General features: G+C 57.6%; 13 protein-coding genes and 3 pseudogenes. 3 read left to right on the top strand and 13 right to left on the bottom strand.

Annotated elements, in window-relative coordinates; translation table 11 throughout:
- Nucleotides 1-6 precede the first annotated feature (6 nt).
- A complete protein-coding gene (tssL, locus tag PUT78_RS12570) occupies nt 7-1,779 on the bottom strand; it encodes a type VI secretion system protein TssL, long form (protein WP_274352619.1) in 1,773 nt (590 codons plus the stop codon).
- Entirely contained in the window at nt 1,776-3,110 is a 1,335-nt protein-coding gene (gene tssK, locus PUT78_RS12565) for a type VI secretion system baseplate subunit TssK (RefSeq protein WP_274352618.1), read from the bottom strand. Before tssK ends, tssL begins: the two co-directional genes overlap by 4 nt.
- A gap of 324 nt (nt 3,111-3,434) precedes the next feature.
- Here tssK and PUT78_RS12560 point away from each other — a divergent pair, with 324 nt between their 5' ends.
- Complete coding sequence (locus tag PUT78_RS12560) at nt 3,435-4,016, top strand: invasion associated locus B family protein (RefSeq protein WP_274352617.1); 582 nt, start codon at nt 3,435-3,437, stop codon at nt 4,014-4,016.
- Nucleotides 4,017-4,086: 70 nt separating this feature from the next.
- On the opposite strand, the gene PUT78_RS12555 is transcribed toward PUT78_RS12560, so the two are convergent.
- Together PUT78_RS12555 and PUT78_RS12550 are read right to left on the bottom strand one after the other, a co-directional pair.
- Nucleotides 4,087-4,497 carry a DUF1036 domain-containing protein gene (locus PUT78_RS12555; RefSeq protein WP_274352616.1) on the bottom strand — a complete coding sequence of 137 codons (411 nt, stop codon included), beginning with the start codon at nt 4,495-4,497 and terminating at the stop codon, nt 4,087-4,089.
- Nucleotides 4,498-4,699: 202 nt separating this feature from the next.
- Nucleotides 4,700-5,411: pseudogene (locus PUT78_RS12550) on the bottom strand (IS6 family transposase).
- 86 nt (nt 5,412-5,497) lie between these two features.
- Between PUT78_RS12550 and PUT78_RS12545 the strand changes: the two are divergent.
- On the top strand, nt 5,498-6,085 hold the full coding sequence (locus PUT78_RS12545; protein WP_274352615.1) for an HAD family hydrolase: 588 nt from the start codon (nt 5,498-5,500) through the stop codon (nt 6,083-6,085).
- A gap of 250 nt (nt 6,086-6,335) precedes the next feature.
- Here PUT78_RS12545 and gph read toward each other — a convergent pair whose 3' ends face one another.
- From gph to PUT78_RS12505, 8 genes are all read right to left on the bottom strand, one after another.
- On the bottom strand, nt 6,336-7,103 hold the full coding sequence (gph, locus tag PUT78_RS12540) for a phosphoglycolate phosphatase (protein WP_274352614.1): 768 nt from the start codon (nt 7,101-7,103) through the stop codon (nt 6,336-6,338).
- Nucleotides 7,037-7,600, bottom strand: coding sequence for a histidine phosphatase family protein (locus PUT78_RS12535; RefSeq protein ID WP_274352613.1), 564 nt, complete (start codon nt 7,598-7,600; stop codon nt 7,037-7,039). The genes gph and PUT78_RS12535 overlap by 67 nt, the downstream gene beginning before the upstream one ends.
- Before the next feature lie 2 nt (nt 7,601-7,602).
- On the bottom strand, nt 7,603-8,640 hold the full coding sequence (locus PUT78_RS12530) for an ABC transporter ATP-binding protein (RefSeq protein WP_274352612.1): 1,038 nt from the start codon (nt 8,638-8,640) through the stop codon (nt 7,603-7,605).
- An 11-nt stretch (nt 8,641-8,651) separates the two neighbouring features.
- Nucleotides 8,652-10,391, bottom strand: a complete 1,740-nt coding sequence (locus PUT78_RS12525) for an ABC transporter permease (RefSeq protein WP_274352611.1) — start codon at nt 10,389-10,391, stop codon at nt 8,652-8,654.
- A 55-nt stretch (nt 10,392-10,446) separates the two neighbouring features.
- Nucleotides 10,447-11,766 (bottom strand): ABC transporter substrate-binding protein, encoded by a 1,320-nt coding sequence (locus tag PUT78_RS12520; RefSeq protein WP_274352610.1) that lies wholly within the window; start codon nt 11,764-11,766, stop codon nt 10,447-10,449.
- Nucleotides 11,767-11,918: 152 nt separating this feature from the next.
- Nucleotides 11,919-13,217: a sigma-54-dependent transcriptional regulator gene (locus tag PUT78_RS12515; protein WP_274352609.1), complete on the bottom strand. Its 1,299-nt coding sequence runs from the start codon at nt 13,215-13,217 to the stop codon at nt 11,919-11,921.
- Nucleotides 13,180-14,793: a sensor histidine kinase gene (locus PUT78_RS12510; protein ID WP_274352608.1), complete on the bottom strand. Its 1,614-nt coding sequence runs from the start codon at nt 14,791-14,793 to the stop codon at nt 13,180-13,182. The genes PUT78_RS12515 and PUT78_RS12510 overlap by 38 nt, the downstream gene beginning before the upstream one ends.
- Before the next feature lie 419 nt (nt 14,794-15,212).
- On the bottom strand, nt 15,213-16,391 hold the full coding sequence (locus PUT78_RS12505; protein ID WP_274352607.1) for an ABC transporter substrate-binding protein: 1,179 nt from the start codon (nt 16,389-16,391) through the stop codon (nt 15,213-15,215).
- A gap of 224 nt (nt 16,392-16,615) precedes the next feature.
- Between PUT78_RS12505 and PUT78_RS12500 the strand changes: the two are divergent.
- A pseudogene (locus tag PUT78_RS12500) lies at nt 16,616-17,246 on the top strand (IS630 family transposase); the annotation flags it as partial.
- 52 nt (nt 17,247-17,298) lie between these two features.
- On the opposite strand, the pseudogene PUT78_RS12495 reads toward PUT78_RS12500, so the two are convergent.
- Nucleotides 17,299-18,034, bottom strand: a pseudogene (locus PUT78_RS12495) (IS5 family transposase); the annotation flags it as partial.

Here is an 18,034-nt window from a genome sequence, read left to right as displayed (position 1 = left end):
TCCCTGTCAAGCGTCTTCGCGCCGGATCAGCACCTCGACGCGGCGGTTTTCCGCGCGTCCTTCGGCGGTGGCATTGTCTGCGATGGGGTCATCCTCGCCCCGGCCCACAACCTCGACGCGCTCAGGGTCGGACAGAAGCGGTACAATCATAGCCGCCACAGATTGCGCGCGCGCCACCGAAAGTTCCTGATTGTTGCCAAACCGCCCCCGCCCGCTCAGCGGGACGCTGTCAGTATGGCCCACGATCTGCACATCGCCGGATTCGGCGTCCAGCATCTCCGCGATGCTGGTGGCGATAGGGCGGAATTCCTCGCGGGCATCGGCGCTGCCGGACGCAAAGAGCACGATGTTATTGGCCGTGACGGCAATGAAATTGCCGCGCGTATCGGCGCTGAGCTGGCCTGCGGCAATTTCCTCGGCCAGCGCCTCGCGGATGCGCTCCAGCTGGCCCGGCGTGTCAAATTCCGGCGGTTCATAGGGTTCAGGGTCTTCTTCCACCGGCAGATCAGGGATGGCCGTGACACGCATCAGCGCCAGCGTGTCACGCGGATGCAGGTTGCGCATGTCACTGCTGAGCCGGTTGGATACATCGGCCAGATACATGCGCATGCCCATATAGGCCCCGCTGAGCAGCGCCAGCACCAGCGCGGCCACAACCCAGACCGGCACCTGCCTGCGCAGATAAAGCGGGACTGCGGCAATCCCCTGCCAGCGCGGCGAGATGTCGTCATCTTCGCGGGCCCGCACATGGCGCAGCGTTTCATAGATCTGGCGGCGTTTCTGCTGCAGATCAACATCCCCGCCGGGTGCACCGCGGAACTTGCCTTCAAAGCCCAGATAAAGGCAGGTCAGCATCAACTCCAGCAGTGGATAGCGGCGATGGGCGTCGGCCAGCGCCTTGTCGATTTCCTCGAATATGCCCACCCCCGAGGTGCGCCGGTTGAAAAAGCGCGCCTCCATCGAATATTGCACCCATATCTCGCGGTCAGTGCCGGGCAGGTTCTGAACAATATCATCCGCGGTACCGGAAAGCACATACTTGGCGACCAGCGCGTCCTGCGGGTCGGCACCGCCCGCGATGGCGCGGCGTTCATAGCTGTCCAGTTCGTGGGCGACATGGGTCATTAGCGGCACGGCCTGCATCTCGACCACCTGGCTGCGCAGCCGCCCGAACAGGATCAGCAGGCTGGCCGCAGCAGCGGTCAACGGGTTATTGCCCGATGAATGGCCGGTCGCAGCCCCACGCAGGGCGTCATCCAGCGAAATGCGCGGGGTTTCCACAGGTCGCAGGGGCGCGCCCGGACGGGCCAGTTCGGGAAAGAACTGGTTCCCCCCGGTGCTGCCCATCCAGGCATGCTGGCCCGCGCCCTGCCCAAGTCCCGGGCTGGCGGGGCCGGGTTGCTGCGGATTGCCCCACATGTCGGTGGGACCGGATGCAGGGGCGGCGCCGGGGTGGTAGCCGCCACTGCCGTGGCCAGGGGGCGCCGCCGGGGGGCTGCCCATGGGCGGCAAGGGACGGGCGCCGCCCTGACCTGCGGGCGGCTGATGCGGGTGCGATTGCGGGCCGGGCGGTTGCGCAGGCTGTCCTGTCCCCCAAGCACTGCCCTGACCGGATGCGCTGAACGGGCTGTCCGCGCCCCCCGGAACCGGCGCCTGCCCCGGACCACCGGGCGCAGGCCCCCGGCCCGGTAGGGGCGCGATGATCGTGCGCTGAGGCGGCGCATGGGGTTTCTTGCCCCCCGGCCCGCCAGAACCGCCGCTGCCGCCACCGCTGCTCATGATCCATTCTCCATGATGGCCCAGATTTCCAGATCCAGTTCAGGCCAATCACCCGCGAAATGCAGACCGATCGCTGAAGCGGTCGAGAATTCGCGCCACAGATCCGAGCGTTTGTCGATGGTGAAATAGACATGGCTGGTGACCGCACGGATCTGGCGCGGCGGGGTGGGCATGTGGATCAGTTCCAGCCCCGGCAGGTTGCTGTCCACGATCTGGCTCATGCGGGTATTGGGGCCGATCTTGCACAGCGCGGGAAACTGATTCTGGATCTGGCCCAGCGGCTTGTCCGCCGCAACCTCGACCACGAAAGCTGCATCGCGGAACAGGTTGCGGTCCTTGACCATGGCGATATAGGAATTTGGCACGGGCTGCTGCAGGTCCAACCGAATGGCCCGACTGATATCGCGGCTCAGCAGGCGCTGGATGTCACGTAGCAGCGGCGCGAACGTATCTTCCAGCGCGTCATGATCATAAGGCGGGTATTCTGGGCATAACCGCACCGGATCGAATGTCCACAATTCACCCACCAGTTGCAGCAGCGTGACATAAAGCCGTTCAGGATGGACATAGCGCGAGGCGCGCAGATGCCGCAACAGGCCGATTTCACGGTTTAGCAACAGCAACATCGAGTAATCCTGCGCCTGCAGCCCGCCACCAGTGCCAGGATCGGCAGCATAGCGCGACAGCGCCGCCAGCCGGGTCTCGACCCAGCCCACCACCCGGTCAAGCCAGCCTGCAACAACCGGATGCGCGCCTATCAGCAGGACCGGGGGCGCAAAGGACTGATCCAGCAAAATTGTCTTATCACGCACTTCGATAATGCGCGCCAGCGCCAGACAGCCAAATCCCGGCTTGGGCGTTGCACGCACTTCCAGAGCCAGACGCGGATGGGCAATATCCAGATCCTGTTCCAGCCGCATCGCAGCTGCACTGTCGGCAACGCGCTCGCGGGCAAGCATGTAGCGGGTGGCGCGGCTGCCTTCGTCATCCATGCCGATCTCGCGGCTGTTGGATTCGGCCAACGGCAGGGTCAGCCAGACATATTTGCCTTCCGCCCCTTCGGGCACGCTTACCGGAGTTGGCAACGGCGAAGTGCCGGGGCAGTCAAAGGGCAACCCATCGGGCATGATGCCCGCGGCGCGGCGCAGCCCGATCAGGTTCTGTTCGCTCAGGTCGGTATCTATCTCCAGCGCGGCTACCCCCCAAGGATAGGGGGTCATATGATGGCTACGCGCTTCAATCAGCTTCTCGACATACCGGTCATGCTGCTGCAAGTGATGTGGTTGCAGGAGCAGGCCTTCTTTCCAGGCCAGTTTGCTGTACCATGACATGCTCTGCCACCTTTCCGGTCTGTTCCGTGCCAAATGCATCGGTCGCGCATCTGGCTGTAAATCAGGAACAGCCCCGCCAAATCGGGACTGTCCCTCGCCTGTGCGATATGGCATATACAATGGCATTCGCTGACGATCTTTCCAAGAGAAAATCGTCACTTTCCAAAGGGGATGCGCAGAGATGCGATGCAATAATCCCGCGCGCTCCATTCCCGGCAGACGGGGTCTGCTCCAGGGCCAGTCCCGGTCCGGCTCCGAAGCAGGTTGCACAAAAGCGGGAACCGGATTTCAGCGTCCCGCTCTGACAAACAAGTAAGGGATGAGATGATGACAACGAAGCGCAACCTGCAGTGCATCATGGTGGCCGCAAGCACAGGGCTGGCGCTGCTGGCCACAGCCGGGCTGATGGCAGTTCCAGTATCAGCGCAGACAGAAATCGCAGAATCCGCGCCCGACAGCCTGAGAGAGGATTTCCGTGACTGGATCGTGAACTGCGTCACTATCGCGGCGGATGCCCCCGCCAACGCCGGGGCACGCGTCTGCGAGATGTTTCAGCAGATCGACCATCAGGAATCGGGTCAACGGGTACTGACCTTCTCTGTTCGTATCAATGATGAGGACCAGCCGATAAGCGTGCTGATTACCCCGTTCGGGCTGCGCCTGGCAGAGGGGGTGCGGGTGCAGATCGGGGATGAGCAGATCGCACATCTGGGTTTCGAGACCTGCCTGCCTGAAGGCTGTCTGGTCGTGGCCCCGATGGACCCGGCAATGATCACGGCAATGCGGCAGGCCCGCGAGGGCGCAGTAGTGCTGGTCAGTCGTCAGGGTGATGCCTTGGGCGTGCCGATCTCACTGATGGGGTTCGCAGCAGGGCTGGAACGGCTGCGCGCCCTTTCCGGGGAGTAAAGCGAGAGGAGTCGCGTTCATTCAGATGCACGCGGCAGGGTGTCCGGCGGGTAGTTTTACGCTGATCTGCTTACTCTGGTGTGCTGTCAATCTGGCCCTCAGCGTTCAGGAAGGTGATCCATTGCCGTGACTGGCCGGTGTCGATCTCGGCAAACCGCGCTGCTATATGGCCGCGCTGCCAGCAATCCTGCGCGCCAGGAATGCGAAAGCCCTGCTCGCCGACGCAGAACGTGACCTGGCCTTCCAGCACAGGCTGGCTGAACACATCGATAGCGTGCAGATACAGATAGCGGCTGTCGATATCACCGCGCAGCAGCGCAGCGCAGCGCCCCGGCGCCACGCTCCACCAGCCTTCGCTGACAAAGCCAGTCCCCGGATCGCGCGCCAGCGCCAGATTGAGCACGTCAAAACTGTCATTGCAGACAATGAAGTCGGCCTGCGCTGCACCGGCACTGGCCAACAGACACAGTCCCAGTAGCACAGCGCGGGCCCGCATCCCGCACGGATAAGGTGCCGCACTGAATCGGGTGCGGGTTCTTGATCCGGGCAGTGATTTGGGCATGGCAAGGCGCATATCTCATATGTCCTGCAAGCAGGCGGAAGGACAAGCCTCTTGTTGTGGCGTGTTATCGGCATTGCCAAGTTGTTTTCGGGAGACCGAGCCTGGCTTGCGGAGATAGTTTTCATGCGCGCCTCTCGGCGGCTTGGTCCTTCCACAGACGAAAGGCATCTGCGCAGGCATGGCTATCTGACTTGGCGCAGAGACAATTACGACGGGGACGGAGTATTGTGTTAATAGGGTCATGGGCGGCGAGAGAACCGCTGGGGCTACCTTGGGGGCGAAAAGCGCCCCACGATCTTTTCGCACCTTCATGTCGGCCTGTGACTGCCTTCGATAGGATTATGCAACCCCATGTAGGCTCTGTGATCAGCATCGGGCGCCTGGAGTGCAAGCGGCTTGGTGTAGCTGCGCAGTTTGTCCGACATAGCAATGCGCGGTTGGGCGGATTGCGCGATTAACCTTGCCAGAAGGCGCTTGGCGGCTTTGGCGTTTCGGCGGGTCTGCACGAGGATGTCGATCGTGTCACCGTTGGCATCCACTGCGCGCCAGAGCCAATGCTTCAGGCCGTTGATCGGGATTACGATCTCGTCCAGATGCCAGTTGTCGTTCGGACGGGGCCAGTCAGGTCGGATGTAGGCCGCGATATGCGCGCCGAAGCGGTTGATCCAGAGCCGGCCCGTTTCGCGACTCACTGTCACGCCGCGCTGGACCAGAAGATCCTCAACTTCCGCAGTGCTGCGCGCAAACCGATGACTAGCCCAGACCGCATACGCGATGTTCTCACGAGGGTAGCGAAAGCCTTTCAAGCGTGGCATTGACGTCAACATCTTCATGCCTCACCCCTAACCAAATCAGATGCGGTGATCAACTTGGCAATGCCCGCGGCAGCGCTTTCACTCTGACAAGGAACAGAACACATATGAACGATCTGCCAAGAGCGTTGATCTTCGATTGCGACGGCACGTTGCTGTTAACCGCAGATATTCACTTCACCGCGATTTCGACAGCTCTGGACAATCAGGGGGTGACGATTGAGAAGGACTGGTACCTTCGACAATCCGGGTTGAGCCGGTTGGACCTCGTCAAGAAGGTTGCCCTCGAAACCGGTGCCGTCCTAGACGTCGCGCGCTTCTGTCGCGAGAGCATTGGCGCGACCGTCGCCCTGGCACATTGCGCCCGGCCCAATCCGCCGGTTGTTGCACTGGCGCGCGACAGGTCCAATAGCATGCCGAAGGCTCTGGCCACCAATAGTGAACTCCCGATCGTCACTGCGTTTCTACACGCTACACGCCTGAGTGAGTGTTTCGATGTCGTTGTGACCAGAGAAGATGTCAGCCAACCGAAACCGCATCCGGCAATCTTTCTGCTGGCCGCAAGACAACTCGGAATCGACCCGCAACACTGCCTAGTGTTCGAAGACAGTCCGGAAGGTCTTGCCGCCGCGGATTCAGCGGGAATGAAGAGTATCGATGTCAATAACACTGATATATTTCGAAACTCTGACTGAAACGCCACGAGTTTGCTCAACTCATCACCAAGTGGGATGGCACCTTCCGAGTTGATTTCCTTGAGGTCGCAGTTGTCCTTTGAATCTGGCGTAGAGTAGCAGCTATTACATCCGGCCGACACCAATTATCTTGGAGCATCAAGGAATTACGACGTGTACAACACATTTGCAATACTCTGATCAGGCCGTACGAGCTGAGTAAGCCACTCTACGCCCCGCATATCGTCTTCTAGCCTTGGCGGATGGTGACTCAGAATCTGTGGAGGGCGGTGCTGTCAATCCAGTTGCCAGATACATGGCCGCATATCGTCCGAACCAAATCTGGCAGTTCGGCAAAGTCCGAAAATGTAGCATGATGCTGGATTTCGCTTACCAAACCACGGCGATACCCTTTGGAAAACAGTATGAACGGTACGTCTGCATTCAGCGCAGTTTCACTGTCAACCTCGCTATCGCCAACATAAATCGCGGCACTGGTGCCGACTCGCTCAATTGCTGCGTACAATGGGGCTGGATCAGGCTTGCGCACAGGCAAGCTATCCCCCCCGACTACAACAGCAAAATATGGCGCTAAATTTAGGTCCTGGAGTATTTGCCTAGCAATACCCTCCGGTTTGTTTGTGCATACTGCAAGCTTGAATCCGTCCGCAGACAAAGCCTCCAATGCCGCTCGTACATTATCGAATGGCGTGCTGAGGACTGCGGGAGCAGCTGTGTAATGACGCATGAAGCACTGTTCCAGAATGGAGTGACGCGCGCTATCCTGGGGGTTTTCGTCGATCTCACACATTATTTTCGTGATCAGCGCGGGCACTCCATTGCCGATAAAACTGCGAATTTTGGCAACACTTAACGGCGCCTGCCCTGCCTGCGTAAGCATCTCGGATGCTGCTTTATGGATATCAGGCACGCTGTCGATCAGTGTGCCATCAAGGTCAAATATAATTGCCGTCATCCGTGGACCTTTCTGGGTATTTTCGCACGTATGCGAATAAGCGCGCCATTTGGCGTTTTCCATTCATTCATTCTTGCAGCAGACGTACCAGCCGCAACGGCCTGTGCGCAATTTGCCCAAGCTCCGTGACCAAAGACAAGGACTGGAGCGCCAGACCTGTTCCAGACATTGTGCAATGTGGCCGTCACGCGTCGTTCGAAATCAACGAAGCTCTCGCCCAGCGGCAAATCATCAGGCGCGGCACTCCACAAGCCCGGATGGGCTGCGTGAAGCTCGGTCCATGTACGCCCTTCCCAAGGGCCGAAATCGAGTTCCAGCAACGCGTCCTTTGCGACAGTCGTCGGATAGCCGTGCAGCGCTGCAGTTTGCCGCGTTCGTTGCAGGGGCGAAGTCCAGATTTCTGCAAAAACCATTCCTTCAAGTGCAGAAAGGTTATTAACAAGGGCGGTGTGATCATTACTGCACAACGGGTCGTCAAGCGCGATGTCACGCCGCCCCTGCAATCGGCCCTCGGCATTCCACGGAGTCCGAAAATGTCTAATGAACCAAAATTCTGCCATGCTCAGTCCAGCAACGATGCACTTCGGCTGTCGATCATCAACATGACGTCGGCACCGACAGCATGTCCTGATTGGCCCGCATGGTGCAATGTATCAACGATGATTTCACCATCTTCCGTTCCCACCAAGTAGCGGATCTGACTGCCCAGAAATTCCCGGTGGGTGACTTTTCCAGCGATCGAACCACGCTCCTCATCAGCAAGCGAAACACTTTGTGGGCGCAGCACGATGCGGCTTGCAGTGCCCCTATAGTTATCAACTGCCAGCCGGTTTCCGCCTTTGGTTACAAAACATCCTTCATTCATATGCCCCGCGAGAATATTCGCAGTTCCCAGGAACCCCGCGACAAATCCGTTGACCGGCGTATCGTAAAGTTCCTGTGGAGTGCCAATCTGCTGAATGACGCCACCATCCAATACGGCCATACGGTCAGATGTGGTATTTGCCTCTTCTTGGTCATGCGTCACGAAAATCGTCGTCAGTCCCAATTTGCGCTGAAGTGAAAGAAGTTCACGGCGCATTTGAACGCGCAGGGCCGCATCAAGGTTCGACAACGGCTCATCCAGTAGCAGAACCTGCGGTTCAATCGCCACCGTCCTAGCCAGTGCAACGCGCTGCTGTTGACCACCAGACAGTTGTGAGGGCATGCGCTCCGCCAAGTGCAACAAACCTACCAAATCCAGAGCAGCTTCAACCTTGGGGCCTATTTGCGCGCGCGGCATCCGGCGTTCTTCCAACCCAAAAGCCACATTCTGGCGCACTGTCATATGCGGCCACAGCGCATAGGATTGAAACACCATACCAACATTGCGCTTCCATGGCGGCAGGTCTGCGATATCCTTCCCATCGATCAGGATACGGCCCTTGGGTCGGGGTCCAAATCCAGCGATGGCACGCAAGAGTGTAGACTTTCCCGAACCCGAAGGTCCAAGGAAGGCAAAGAATTCACCGGGATAGATTTCCATGTCAATCCCGGCCAGAACGGTTGTGTCACCGAAGGACAAGTGAAGGTCTTCAATGCGGATGCCAGCTTTTTTCATGGCGTTGTTCCCTATTGTTCTGCGCCTGGGGCAGCGGCCCGGCGGTTGCGGTCTTTTTCGATGATACGTTGCGACAGGTAGGTACCAAGTGCCACAATAACGACGGCCAGAATGCCAAGTGCCGCGCCTGCTCCACGGCCTGCCGGTGATTGCATGTACAGGTAAATCCCGTAGGCCAACGGCGCGTCAGACGCCCTGCCCACAAGCATAATCGTTGCAGACAATTCGACGGCGGCAGTGGCAAAGCTGGTCACAAAACCGGCCAGAATTCCTCCAGTCATCAACGGTACGACAATGCGCCGTACTGTGCTGGACTTGTTTGCACCAAGGCTTTCAGCAGCCTCCTCCAGCGACAGCGCGACCTGCTGCAGGGCGGCCATGCAAGCCCGCAGCGCATAAGGGAGGCGGCGTACGGCCAGCGCCACGATGATCAGCCCCCAGAAACTGGACATCTGACCCAGCCCAAAGGGCAGCTGGACCCCATGAAACATGCGCAAATACCCAATACCAAGAACCACACCGGGCACCGCCAATGCTGCTGTGGCCATATAGTCAAGCCACTTTCGCCCGATCAATCCGGTACGCAGCACTATGTAGGCAATCGCGACCCCAAGGATGACATCGATAATTGCCGCTGAACCTGCATAGAGAACCGTGTTCCAGATATATTGTGAAGACTGCGTGAAGACTGTTCCGAAATGCTGCAACGTAAACGCGTCAGGAAGCGGTGAGAACGACCATATCGTGCCAAAAGCCAGCAACATCAGACCGAAATGTGGGGCCAAAACGAGCGCCAGAATGAACAGGATCACCGCCCATGCTATCAGCTTTTCGCGCGGGGCGAGGTCACGCTTTGACAGCCCGCCACCCCCTTTTTGTACCGTTGCATAATCCTTGCCCCGCATGAACAGGAAGGAAGCCCAAAGTGCGAATATTGAGAAAGCGACCAGAATGAATGATATCACGTAGCCCATCGGGTCATTGATGCCGACTCCAGTGATGCGCAGATAGGCCTGTGGCGCCAACATCGTGTTGACATTCAACAACAGCGGCGTGCCCAAATCATCAAAGACCTTGATGAACACCAGCGCCGCACCAGCCAGATAGCCCGGCATGGCCAGTGGAAAAACTATGCGCCGGAACATCCGCATACCCGATGACCCAAGATTCTGCGCGGCTTCTTCCATCGAGCGGTCGATATTTCGCAACGACGCGGACAGATTAATCAGGATGAATGGGAAATAGTGGATCGACTGCACGAATATGACGCCATTCAAGCCTTCCATAAACGGAACTTTGAAGCCGAAATACTGATCAAGCAGCAAGTTTACCGACCCGTTGCGACCAAAAAGCAAGCTCATCGCGACAGCACCGACGAAGGGGGGCATGATCAGCGGGATAAAGCCCAGCGACTGGATGATTGCAGTGCCTGCAAAGTTGAAGCGTGTCGTGATATAGGCCAGCGGCAGCGCTATGATAGTTGCGAAAACCACCGACATCGCGGAAACATAAAAGGAATTCACAAAACTTTCGCGAAACAGCGATGTGTTGAAAAAATCCCTGAAGTTCTGCAGGGTCATTGCCCCGGTTCGCGCGTCCAGAAACGCGACATAGATCACCTGTACAACCGGCAGAACCAAGAATGCCATAAGAAAAATCGCAATCAGGATACCAGTAATTGCGACACCGGACAGACGGGGGAACAGCGTGAAACGTCCGGCACCACTGGCCGGTTGTGGCATGTCAGACATGGTTTTTTCCCTGAGACTAGTGATGCCCGCCCTGATTGCAGGGCAGGCAGAAGATTCAGCGCATGGCCACGGCGCGATCAGCCAATTCCTTGGCTTTTGCATAGTTGGCAACTGTAAAACCGTCCCAGGCCTGCTCAACCTCGGCTTGTCGACCGACGACTGCGATGTCCGCACTTACGCGTGAGATCTGGAATACCCCGGCAAAGGCAGGGTCGAGGGATTCCTCTTCAGTGATTGGCAGGGCTTCGACCAGTTCGCGCGCCTCTGCAATAAGCGCAAGCGCCTCTGCATTTTCGCTGTCTGCATGCACGGCTTCAGCCGCCTGAATAGCCGCAACAGCGGCGCGCAGATCGTTCAGCCGATAGGTGATCATGACATCAAACAGCGAGTTTACAAGATTGTAGCGTGCGCCCGAAGTATCAACATCGAATGCAATCGCTCCTGGTGCAAAATCTTCTGAGAACGGGTTCGGGAACCCCTCTGGCACTTCGGCATAAACCTCTGGATTCACAGGCAAGCGCATGATCGCAGGATTCAGCAGTACGCGCTGGCCCTCTGGTGACAACACGAATTCCACAAAATCCTTGGCTCCTTGCGCGTTGGGTGCGTTTTCCACGATGCCGATATTCGCCGGAACAATCGCCGTAAGACTGGGATAAACCAGTTCAACAGGAAAGCCCGATGCGTTGGACGCAAGCCCAAAGAAATCGATCACAATCCCAAAGCCGGTAGAACCGGAATTGACGGCATCAGGAACACCGAAGCTGCGCTCGGTCACAGTGTTCATGTTGCCCGCGATCCATTTCCATTTCGCCCAGCCTTCTTCCCAGCCATCGCCTTGCAGCAAGGTTTCTACGGTCAGGTGCGTCGTGCCGGAACGCGAGGGCGATGACATTGCAACATGCCCGTTATACTCGGCGCGAATCAGGTCATCCCATTCCCGTGCGACCGGCAGATTATTTGCAGCAACGTAACGGGTATTATACATAATTCCGTATCCGGAGGCCGCAAAACCATAGTAATATCCGTCTGGGTCGTTGATCGGATACCCGCCCACGTCATCCGGAATGCCATCAACACTGATATCTACATTGGCCAGCAACCCTTCAGATTTCAGCACTTCGAACGCATCTGGCGCCGAAGCCCAGAATAGATCCGTCGTGTTGGAACCGCGCGTTTCCTGAAGATAAGCCACAGATGCGTTGGTATTGCGGCTCACCACTTCAAGCGTGTGTTCCGGGTGCGCTTCCTCGAACGCGACCTTGAACGGATTGGTCAGATCTTGGGGGAAAGATGTCACGACAACAACAGTGTCCGCCTGCGCGGCAGCACTGGAAACCAGCGCAAGCGCGGTTGTAAGCATAAGTTTTTTCACGGGGCCCTCCCTTGGCCTAAAAGTCAGGGTGCGCACTGCCTCCTCGCAATGCACACACAGTATGCGTATCGCCAAATTAACTTGCAAATATTTGTTTTTATTAATATTTTTGGGTCATTTCTGACCCGTGAAATGGGTCAATTGTGACCCGCTCACTCCAAACCATGATGACGCATGCGCAAATAAAGGCGCTTTCTGGGAATCCCCAACAGCGATGCCGCGTCATTTTTTCGCCCGCCCGCCTGCAACAGCGCCGCCTGAAGCAGCCGTGATTCGAAACCTTCCATGGCTGCATCGAAGCCTTCGGACACAACTGCGCGTTCTTGCAAGCCCTCATCCAGTGAAACATCCAGTCCAATTACCAGACGCTCCGCCACAGTTCGAACCTCTCGGACATTTCCGGGCCATGCATACCAAGCCGCTTGCCGCAGCAACGCCGTGGAAATGTTGGGAACCGGCAGGTCATGACGTTCTGTAGCCTCTGCGACGAAGTGCTCCAGCAGCATTTCAGCATCACCGGGGCGCTCTCGCAACGGCGGCAAACGCAGTGCGCCTGCATTGAAACGGTGAAACAGATCCGCACGCAGTTTTCCTTGGGCAACAAGCTGTGTCGGATCACCTTTGACGCTACCAAGTATACGCAGATCAAGCTGTCGTGGCGGCATTCCAAGTGGTGATATCTCGCGGGCATCCACAACGCGAAGCAGACGCACCTGCAAGGCCTCTGGCATGGCTTCAAGTTCATCGAGGTACAGCGTACCACCTTCGGCGCGCACCAAACGGCCCGGAACAGATGTATCCCCAAAAAGTTCGCGGTCAATTTCTGCTTGATTCAGCGCACCGCAATTCACAGCCACGAAAGGCCCATTGCGCCGCGCCGAAATGGCATGCAGCACGCGTGCGACCAGTTCCTTGCCCGTCCCCGTTTCTCCGGCGATCAGCAAATCAACTTGCAGGCCACCCAAAGCAGCGACCCGTCGGCGCAGTTCTACCATGACAGGGGCCTTGCCAAGCAGCCGGTCTTCAGGCGCAATAGTGGTTGCAAGACGATTGCGCAGCGCCTCGTTTTCTTGAGAAAGTCGGCGCATAGCGACTGCGCGACGCAGGATATCAATGACCAGTTCCGGCTGGCAGGGCTTTTCAAGAAAGTCATGCGCCCCGGCCCGCATAGCGCGAAGGGCACTGCTCACATCACCATGCCCTGTAATCAGAACGAAGGGAATATCGGGCGCCTGTTGACGGATGACGTCCAAGAAATCTAACCCTGACATCCCTGGAAGACGCATGTCGGACAAGATTACATCAGGAGAGATTGAGTCCAGGTTTTCCAGCGCCGCCTTGGCATTTCCAAAGGTGTGCACTGAAAATGCGGCGGCCTCAAGCGTTTCACATGTTGCCTCGCGTAGGTCCTGATCATCCTCGATCAACATCACTGCCATTTTGCGTGCCATTGCCACACTCTCCCCCACCATCACGAAAGCGCAAAAGTACTTTTGCCCCGCCCTCCTCGCCTGATACGATACTAATATCCCCCCCCATGTCCTGCATCACGTTGAACACGATGGATAATCCCAGGCCAAGGCCTTTGCCAACTTCCTTTGTGGTAAAAAATGGGTCTATCAATGTAGCGCCACTTAGCCCACGAAGGCCAACCCCATTATCCATGATCGACAGGGCCGCACTCGTTTTACCATCACGCGCCACGACAATATGTCCGTCCGTTCCGTCTGCTTCCTCAATAGAATCAATCGCATTGGACAGGATATTCAACAAGACTTGCTCAATGAGTATCTCGTCTCCCTCGACAGCCATTTCCTTGACGTTCTCGGTGATATGCATGCTGGCGCCAGTTTCTTTCAGCCTGTGTGCAAGTAGTTCCAGAACCGCGTTCAGCGGGTCGCGAATGCAGACAATTTCGCGGCGATACTCTGCCCGGCGCGCAATGCGCCGCAAATGATTTATCGTGCGCGTGATACGACGCATCAACGCCTCGATCCGATCCAGTGCAGGTCCAGTTTCGGCATGGGCCTGCCGCAGGGCATGCAACCGATGCTGCATGGCAGCAAGAGGCTGGTTTATCTCATGGCTGATCGCGGCAGACATCTGCCCAAGGGCGGCCATCTTGCCCGCCTGGACGAGCTCTCGCTGTGTCTGCTCAAGTTGCTTGACCGCCAAGCGTCTCTCTCGCACCTCATTCGACAGCTCGAGATGCGTGGTTTTCAAATCTTGAACAGCCATGCGAAAGACGTCAACTGCGTGTGACATCCGGACAAATTCATCTGCACCCTGCCCTGCGTTCGGAAGCGACGACAATTCGACCGATGCAATGTGCATCAGATCATCCGTCAACTCCCGGACGCGCTGGACAATGCGGCGCCGTACGAAGAAAAAAAGGATAGCAGCACCAGAAACCGCACCGGCAAATATAAGCACGCCCAGCCCCATAGCACCGCGCAACATGCCCTGTGCTGCGTCATCTGCGCGCGTCTGGGCTGCCAGTCGTTCCGTCTGGCCAAACTGCGTCAATTGCGTTTGCAATGTTCCAAGGCTGTCTTGCGCAAGTGCAAGCGCGTCAAGTATCTGTTCGCGCAGCATTATTTGTTCACGCATCAACACAAAGATTCCGTTCGGGCCTTGGGCAAGCTCTACCAGTTCGTCAAGCGATTGAAGCAGGAACATTATTTCAATGCGATCGGGCAAATCGCTCCGCGCAAGAGCGATCATATCAAGCGTGTCCTGCCCCAATGTTTCAACCTGTTCGAGGGCAACAATACTGCTGGAAGCACGGGCCTGTAAGAGAAGTGCTGCCAGAGTCGCGGCCTCTGTCGCAAGGCGTTGGAGCCTGTCGCGCTGGCGCCGTTCGATACCAAGTTCGCGTTCGACCGTACCCAATCGCACATCTTCAGTAGCAGTCATCAAAATGCGCAAGCTGGCATCCATATTGAATGACATGTCGTCCAACAACGCGCTGGCCTGATCCTGCACATCAACCTGATTCCAACGCAACTGTTCATCAGCCTCTTGCAAGACAGATGACAGATGCGCGCTTTCAATCGATGCCAGGATGACCCTCGACAAGCTGTCGCGCAACTCCGCTTCTGCAGTGGCCATGGTATCAGCCTCTGGGGTGTCATTCAGCACTGGACTGCGCAGAAGGCTGGCCAATCCGGCGGCAGTACTCTCTATACGATGAACGAAGGGCTGCAACTGCCCATCAGGTTTCTGCCCCTCTGCCATGATCGCGGTCGACAGCGCGGCCAACTCGCCGGTAAACTCCGCCAGTTCGCCTGCAACCGCAACGCGTGGTATCCGATCTTCTGCCAAGCTGGCGAAATCGCGTTCCGCGCGCAGTACCAGCACCATCCCAGCCCCAAGGATGACTGCTGCGATAATCATTATCGCACCTATCCCCAACAACAGCCGTGTCCAGATAGAAATGGAGCGCCTCATCGTCTTAATTCAGCGTTGTGCAAACGCGCCTCTGCTGCATCCAGCAGGCGTTTCGACTCCGCCTGCCAGGACAAAAGAGTGTTGCGGCCCGGGACAGCCAGCCGCAGGCTTGCTTCGGAGACGGGTAAATGGGTCAGAATCTGCGCGATCATGGATCTATCCTGTACTGCCCCAGGGTCCAGATCATTCAATCTGCGCCATAGGTCACGTCGGCGTAAAAAATCGCGGGCAATAAAAATATTGTATATTTCGTTCACTTGCCAGTAGCGTTTTCGAGCCAGTTCAGGGTCATAGCGCGACCAGCTGAAGGTCAGGGCCGCGCGCATTTCCGGAATCAGACTTTCGGCAAGTTCTGCACGAACTTCGTTGTGGATGGGTATGCGTCGAATATTCGGGCGTAGAAGAAGTCGTTGCCCATCAACCGACAAAAGAAAGTCGATAAACGATCTGGCAGCGTCAGGGCTTTTTCCGCCCTGCAACGCCGCGATACGTGCGGGACTGATGATGATTGGACGGCCATATCTGAACAAAACGTTCTGATCAGCGCGTTGCAGAGCTAGAAAATCGATCGTCAAGCCAATGTCGTGTCGATTTCCCAACCCCTCCAACACACCAAAAGACCTAGCTGATATGCTTTTTAGTTGCCCGGCCAGTTGCAATAAGTAGGCCCAGCCGGCTTCCCAGCCACGATCCTGCAGAATCGTTTCTATCAGGCTGTGGGTTGTGCCCGAACGCATCGGATGAGACATGGTGATCCGACCAGAATATGCTGGATCAAGAAGGTCGTTCCAGTCTTGGGGAGGTGGCAAATCCATGCCATTCTTCCAAGCCCAGCCGACAGCAGAAAAAGCAAAATCAGCATGTGACCCAAACCCGATATCCACCAGTCGCGAATATTCATCCAGAAGTTCAAATGCTTCTGATGATGACGCCCAGAACATGTCAAACTGCCGCGCGTTCCCTCTCAGCAATTCATCAACGGCGGCATTGGTGTTCTTATTTAGGTGGAACACGGAAATTTCCGGATGCCGGTTCGAAAATTCCGCAAGAAACGGGGATACAAAGTCAGCCTCATAGGAGGTCAGTATATGCAGTTCCTCAGCCTGAACAGTCGGCAGCGACGAGCATATACCGAATGTCAGGAGCGAAAAAAATCTTGCTATCTTGAGGATCATTTCAGTGTTCCATTTGAAACCTTCTTGTTGAAGCGATTGCCATGCTTCAAACGTACCAGGTGCAGGAGTACGGTCTGGCCATCTAACACCATCGACTCTATCCGAAACACCCATTAATTCGCGAAATCGACCGCGTCACCCGGCACGAAACCTTGGACGCGCATCCTGGTCATCTGGAACCAAATTTGCCATCATTGACGTGAGGCAAGTTTTGGGGGGGTGTCATGCGTGGTCGGTCATCGGTCGCGATTTCACTGAGCGATGAGGAGCGGGGTTTTCTGGAAGCGCAACTGCGGAAGCACAAGGCGGGACGGTCGCTCTCCGAAAGATGCCGGATTGTGTCGAGATGCGCTGACGGCCTGACCAGCAAGGAGATCGCCACTGAGCTTGACCATTCCGAGCATACGATCGGTAAGTGGCGGCGACGATTTGCCGAGCACCGTATCGAAGGCCTCTCGGACGAGTATCGTGCGGGCCGCCCTCGAACGATTTCGGATGAACAAGTAGCCGATGTGATCAAGCGAACGCTGGAAACGACGCCAAGGGATGCAACTCATTGGTCGATCCGGACGATGGCCGAAGAAATCGGTTTGTCACACACTACGATCCGCCGCATCTGGAACGCCGCTTACGCTGCAGCCGCACCGCGCGGAAACCTTCAAGCTGTCCACCGACCCGCTGTTCGTGGACAAGGTGCAGGACGTGGTCGGCCTCTACATGTGATCGCCGAACCGGGCTATCGTTTTGTGTGTAGACGAAAAATCCCAGATCCAGGCTCTGGATCGAGAACAGCCGGTGTTGCCCATGGCCCCCGGCGTAGCCGAGCGGAGGACCCACACCTACACCCGAAACGGGCGTTGTTGCGCAACTCGCGCTTGAGGCGTGACTGCCCCTTTCCCTACTGACGTCATGCCACGCGGACGATCTCGGCGGTGCCGAGGGCGTTGAAGCGGTTCATGAGGGCGATGCGGATGTGGATCTCGGCGGTCTGGCGGTCGGGGTCTCGTGCCATGATGCGCTCGCCGAAGGCTTTCAGGCAACGCATCCTCGCCTCGATCCGGCTGCGGGCATGGTAGCCTGTCCAGCGTTTCCAGAACGCCCGGCCGTAGTGTCGGGTGGCGCGCAGGGTTTCGTTGCGGACCTTTGCGACCGGGCAATCCTCCTTCCATAGCCGCCCGTTCCTGCGGATCGGGATGATCGGAACCGCGTCACGTGCGATGATGGCGCTGTGGCAGCGGCGCGTGTCATAGGCGCCGTCCGCGGTCACCGTGCCGATCTGTTCGTCGGCCGGGATCTGCCCGAGCAGGTCCGGGAGCACGGGGCTGTCGCCGTCGCGGCTGGGCGTGAATTCCACGGCCCGGATGTCGGACGTGGCCGGGTCCATCGCCAGATGCACCTTGCGCCATTGGCGTCGACCCTGAACGCCGTGCTTGCGCGCCTGCCATTCGCCATCGCCGAGGAACTTGATGCCTGTGCTATCCACCAGCAGGTTCAGCGGCACGGCGATACGGGACCTGCACGGCCAGGGTCTTCTGCCGGCGGCACAGGGTGGAAAAGTCCGGCACCGGCCAGTCCAGCCCCGCCAGCTTCAGCAGGCTCGCGACCATCCCCGCGGTCTGGCGCAAGGGAAGCTTGAACAGCAC

The sequence above is a fragment of the Roseinatronobacter alkalisoli genome, from assembly GCF_028745735.1.
Classification (GTDB): domain Bacteria; phylum Pseudomonadota; class Alphaproteobacteria; order Rhodobacterales; family Rhodobacteraceae; genus Roseinatronobacter; species Roseinatronobacter alkalisoli.
This window is presented reverse-complemented; position numbering and strand designations above follow the sequence as displayed.

What these genes read in the sequence shown, in the direction of transcription:
- PUT78_RS12525 (WP_274352611.1), bottom strand. Translation starts at nt 10,391, where the DNA reads ATGTCTGACATGCCACAACCGGCCAGTGGTGCCGGACGTTTCACGCTG.
- PUT78_RS12545 (WP_274352615.1), top strand. Translation starts at nt 5,498, where the DNA reads ATGAACGATCTGCCAAGAGCGTTGATCTTCGATTGCGACGGCACGTTG.
- tssK (WP_274352618.1), bottom strand. Translation starts at nt 3,110, where the DNA reads ATGTCATGGTACAGCAAACTGGCCTGGAAAGAAGGCCTGCTCCTGCAA.
- PUT78_RS12560 (WP_274352617.1), top strand. Translation starts at nt 3,435, where the DNA reads ATGATGACAACGAAGCGCAACCTGCAGTGCATCATGGTGGCCGCAAGC.
- PUT78_RS12530 (WP_274352612.1), bottom strand. Translation starts at nt 8,640, where the DNA reads ATGAAAAAAGCTGGCATCCGCATTGAAGACCTTCACTTGTCCTTCGGT.
- PUT78_RS12535 (WP_274352613.1), bottom strand. Translation starts at nt 7,600, where the DNA reads ATGGCAGAATTTTGGTTCATTAGACATTTTCGGACTCCGTGGAATGCC.
- PUT78_RS12505 (WP_274352607.1), bottom strand. Translation starts at nt 16,391, where the DNA reads ATGATCCTCAAGATAGCAAGATTTTTTTCGCTCCTGACATTCGGTATA.
- gph (WP_274352614.1), bottom strand. Translation starts at nt 7,103, where the DNA reads ATGGAAAACGCCAAATGGCGCGCTTATTCGCATACGTGCGAAAATACC.
- tssL (WP_274352619.1), bottom strand. Translation starts at nt 1,779, where the DNA reads ATGAGCAGCGGTGGCGGCAGCGGCGGTTCTGGCGGGCCGGGGGGCAAG.
- PUT78_RS12515 (WP_274352609.1), bottom strand. Translation starts at nt 13,217, where the DNA reads ATGGCACGCAAAATGGCAGTGATGTTGATCGAGGATGATCAGGACCTA.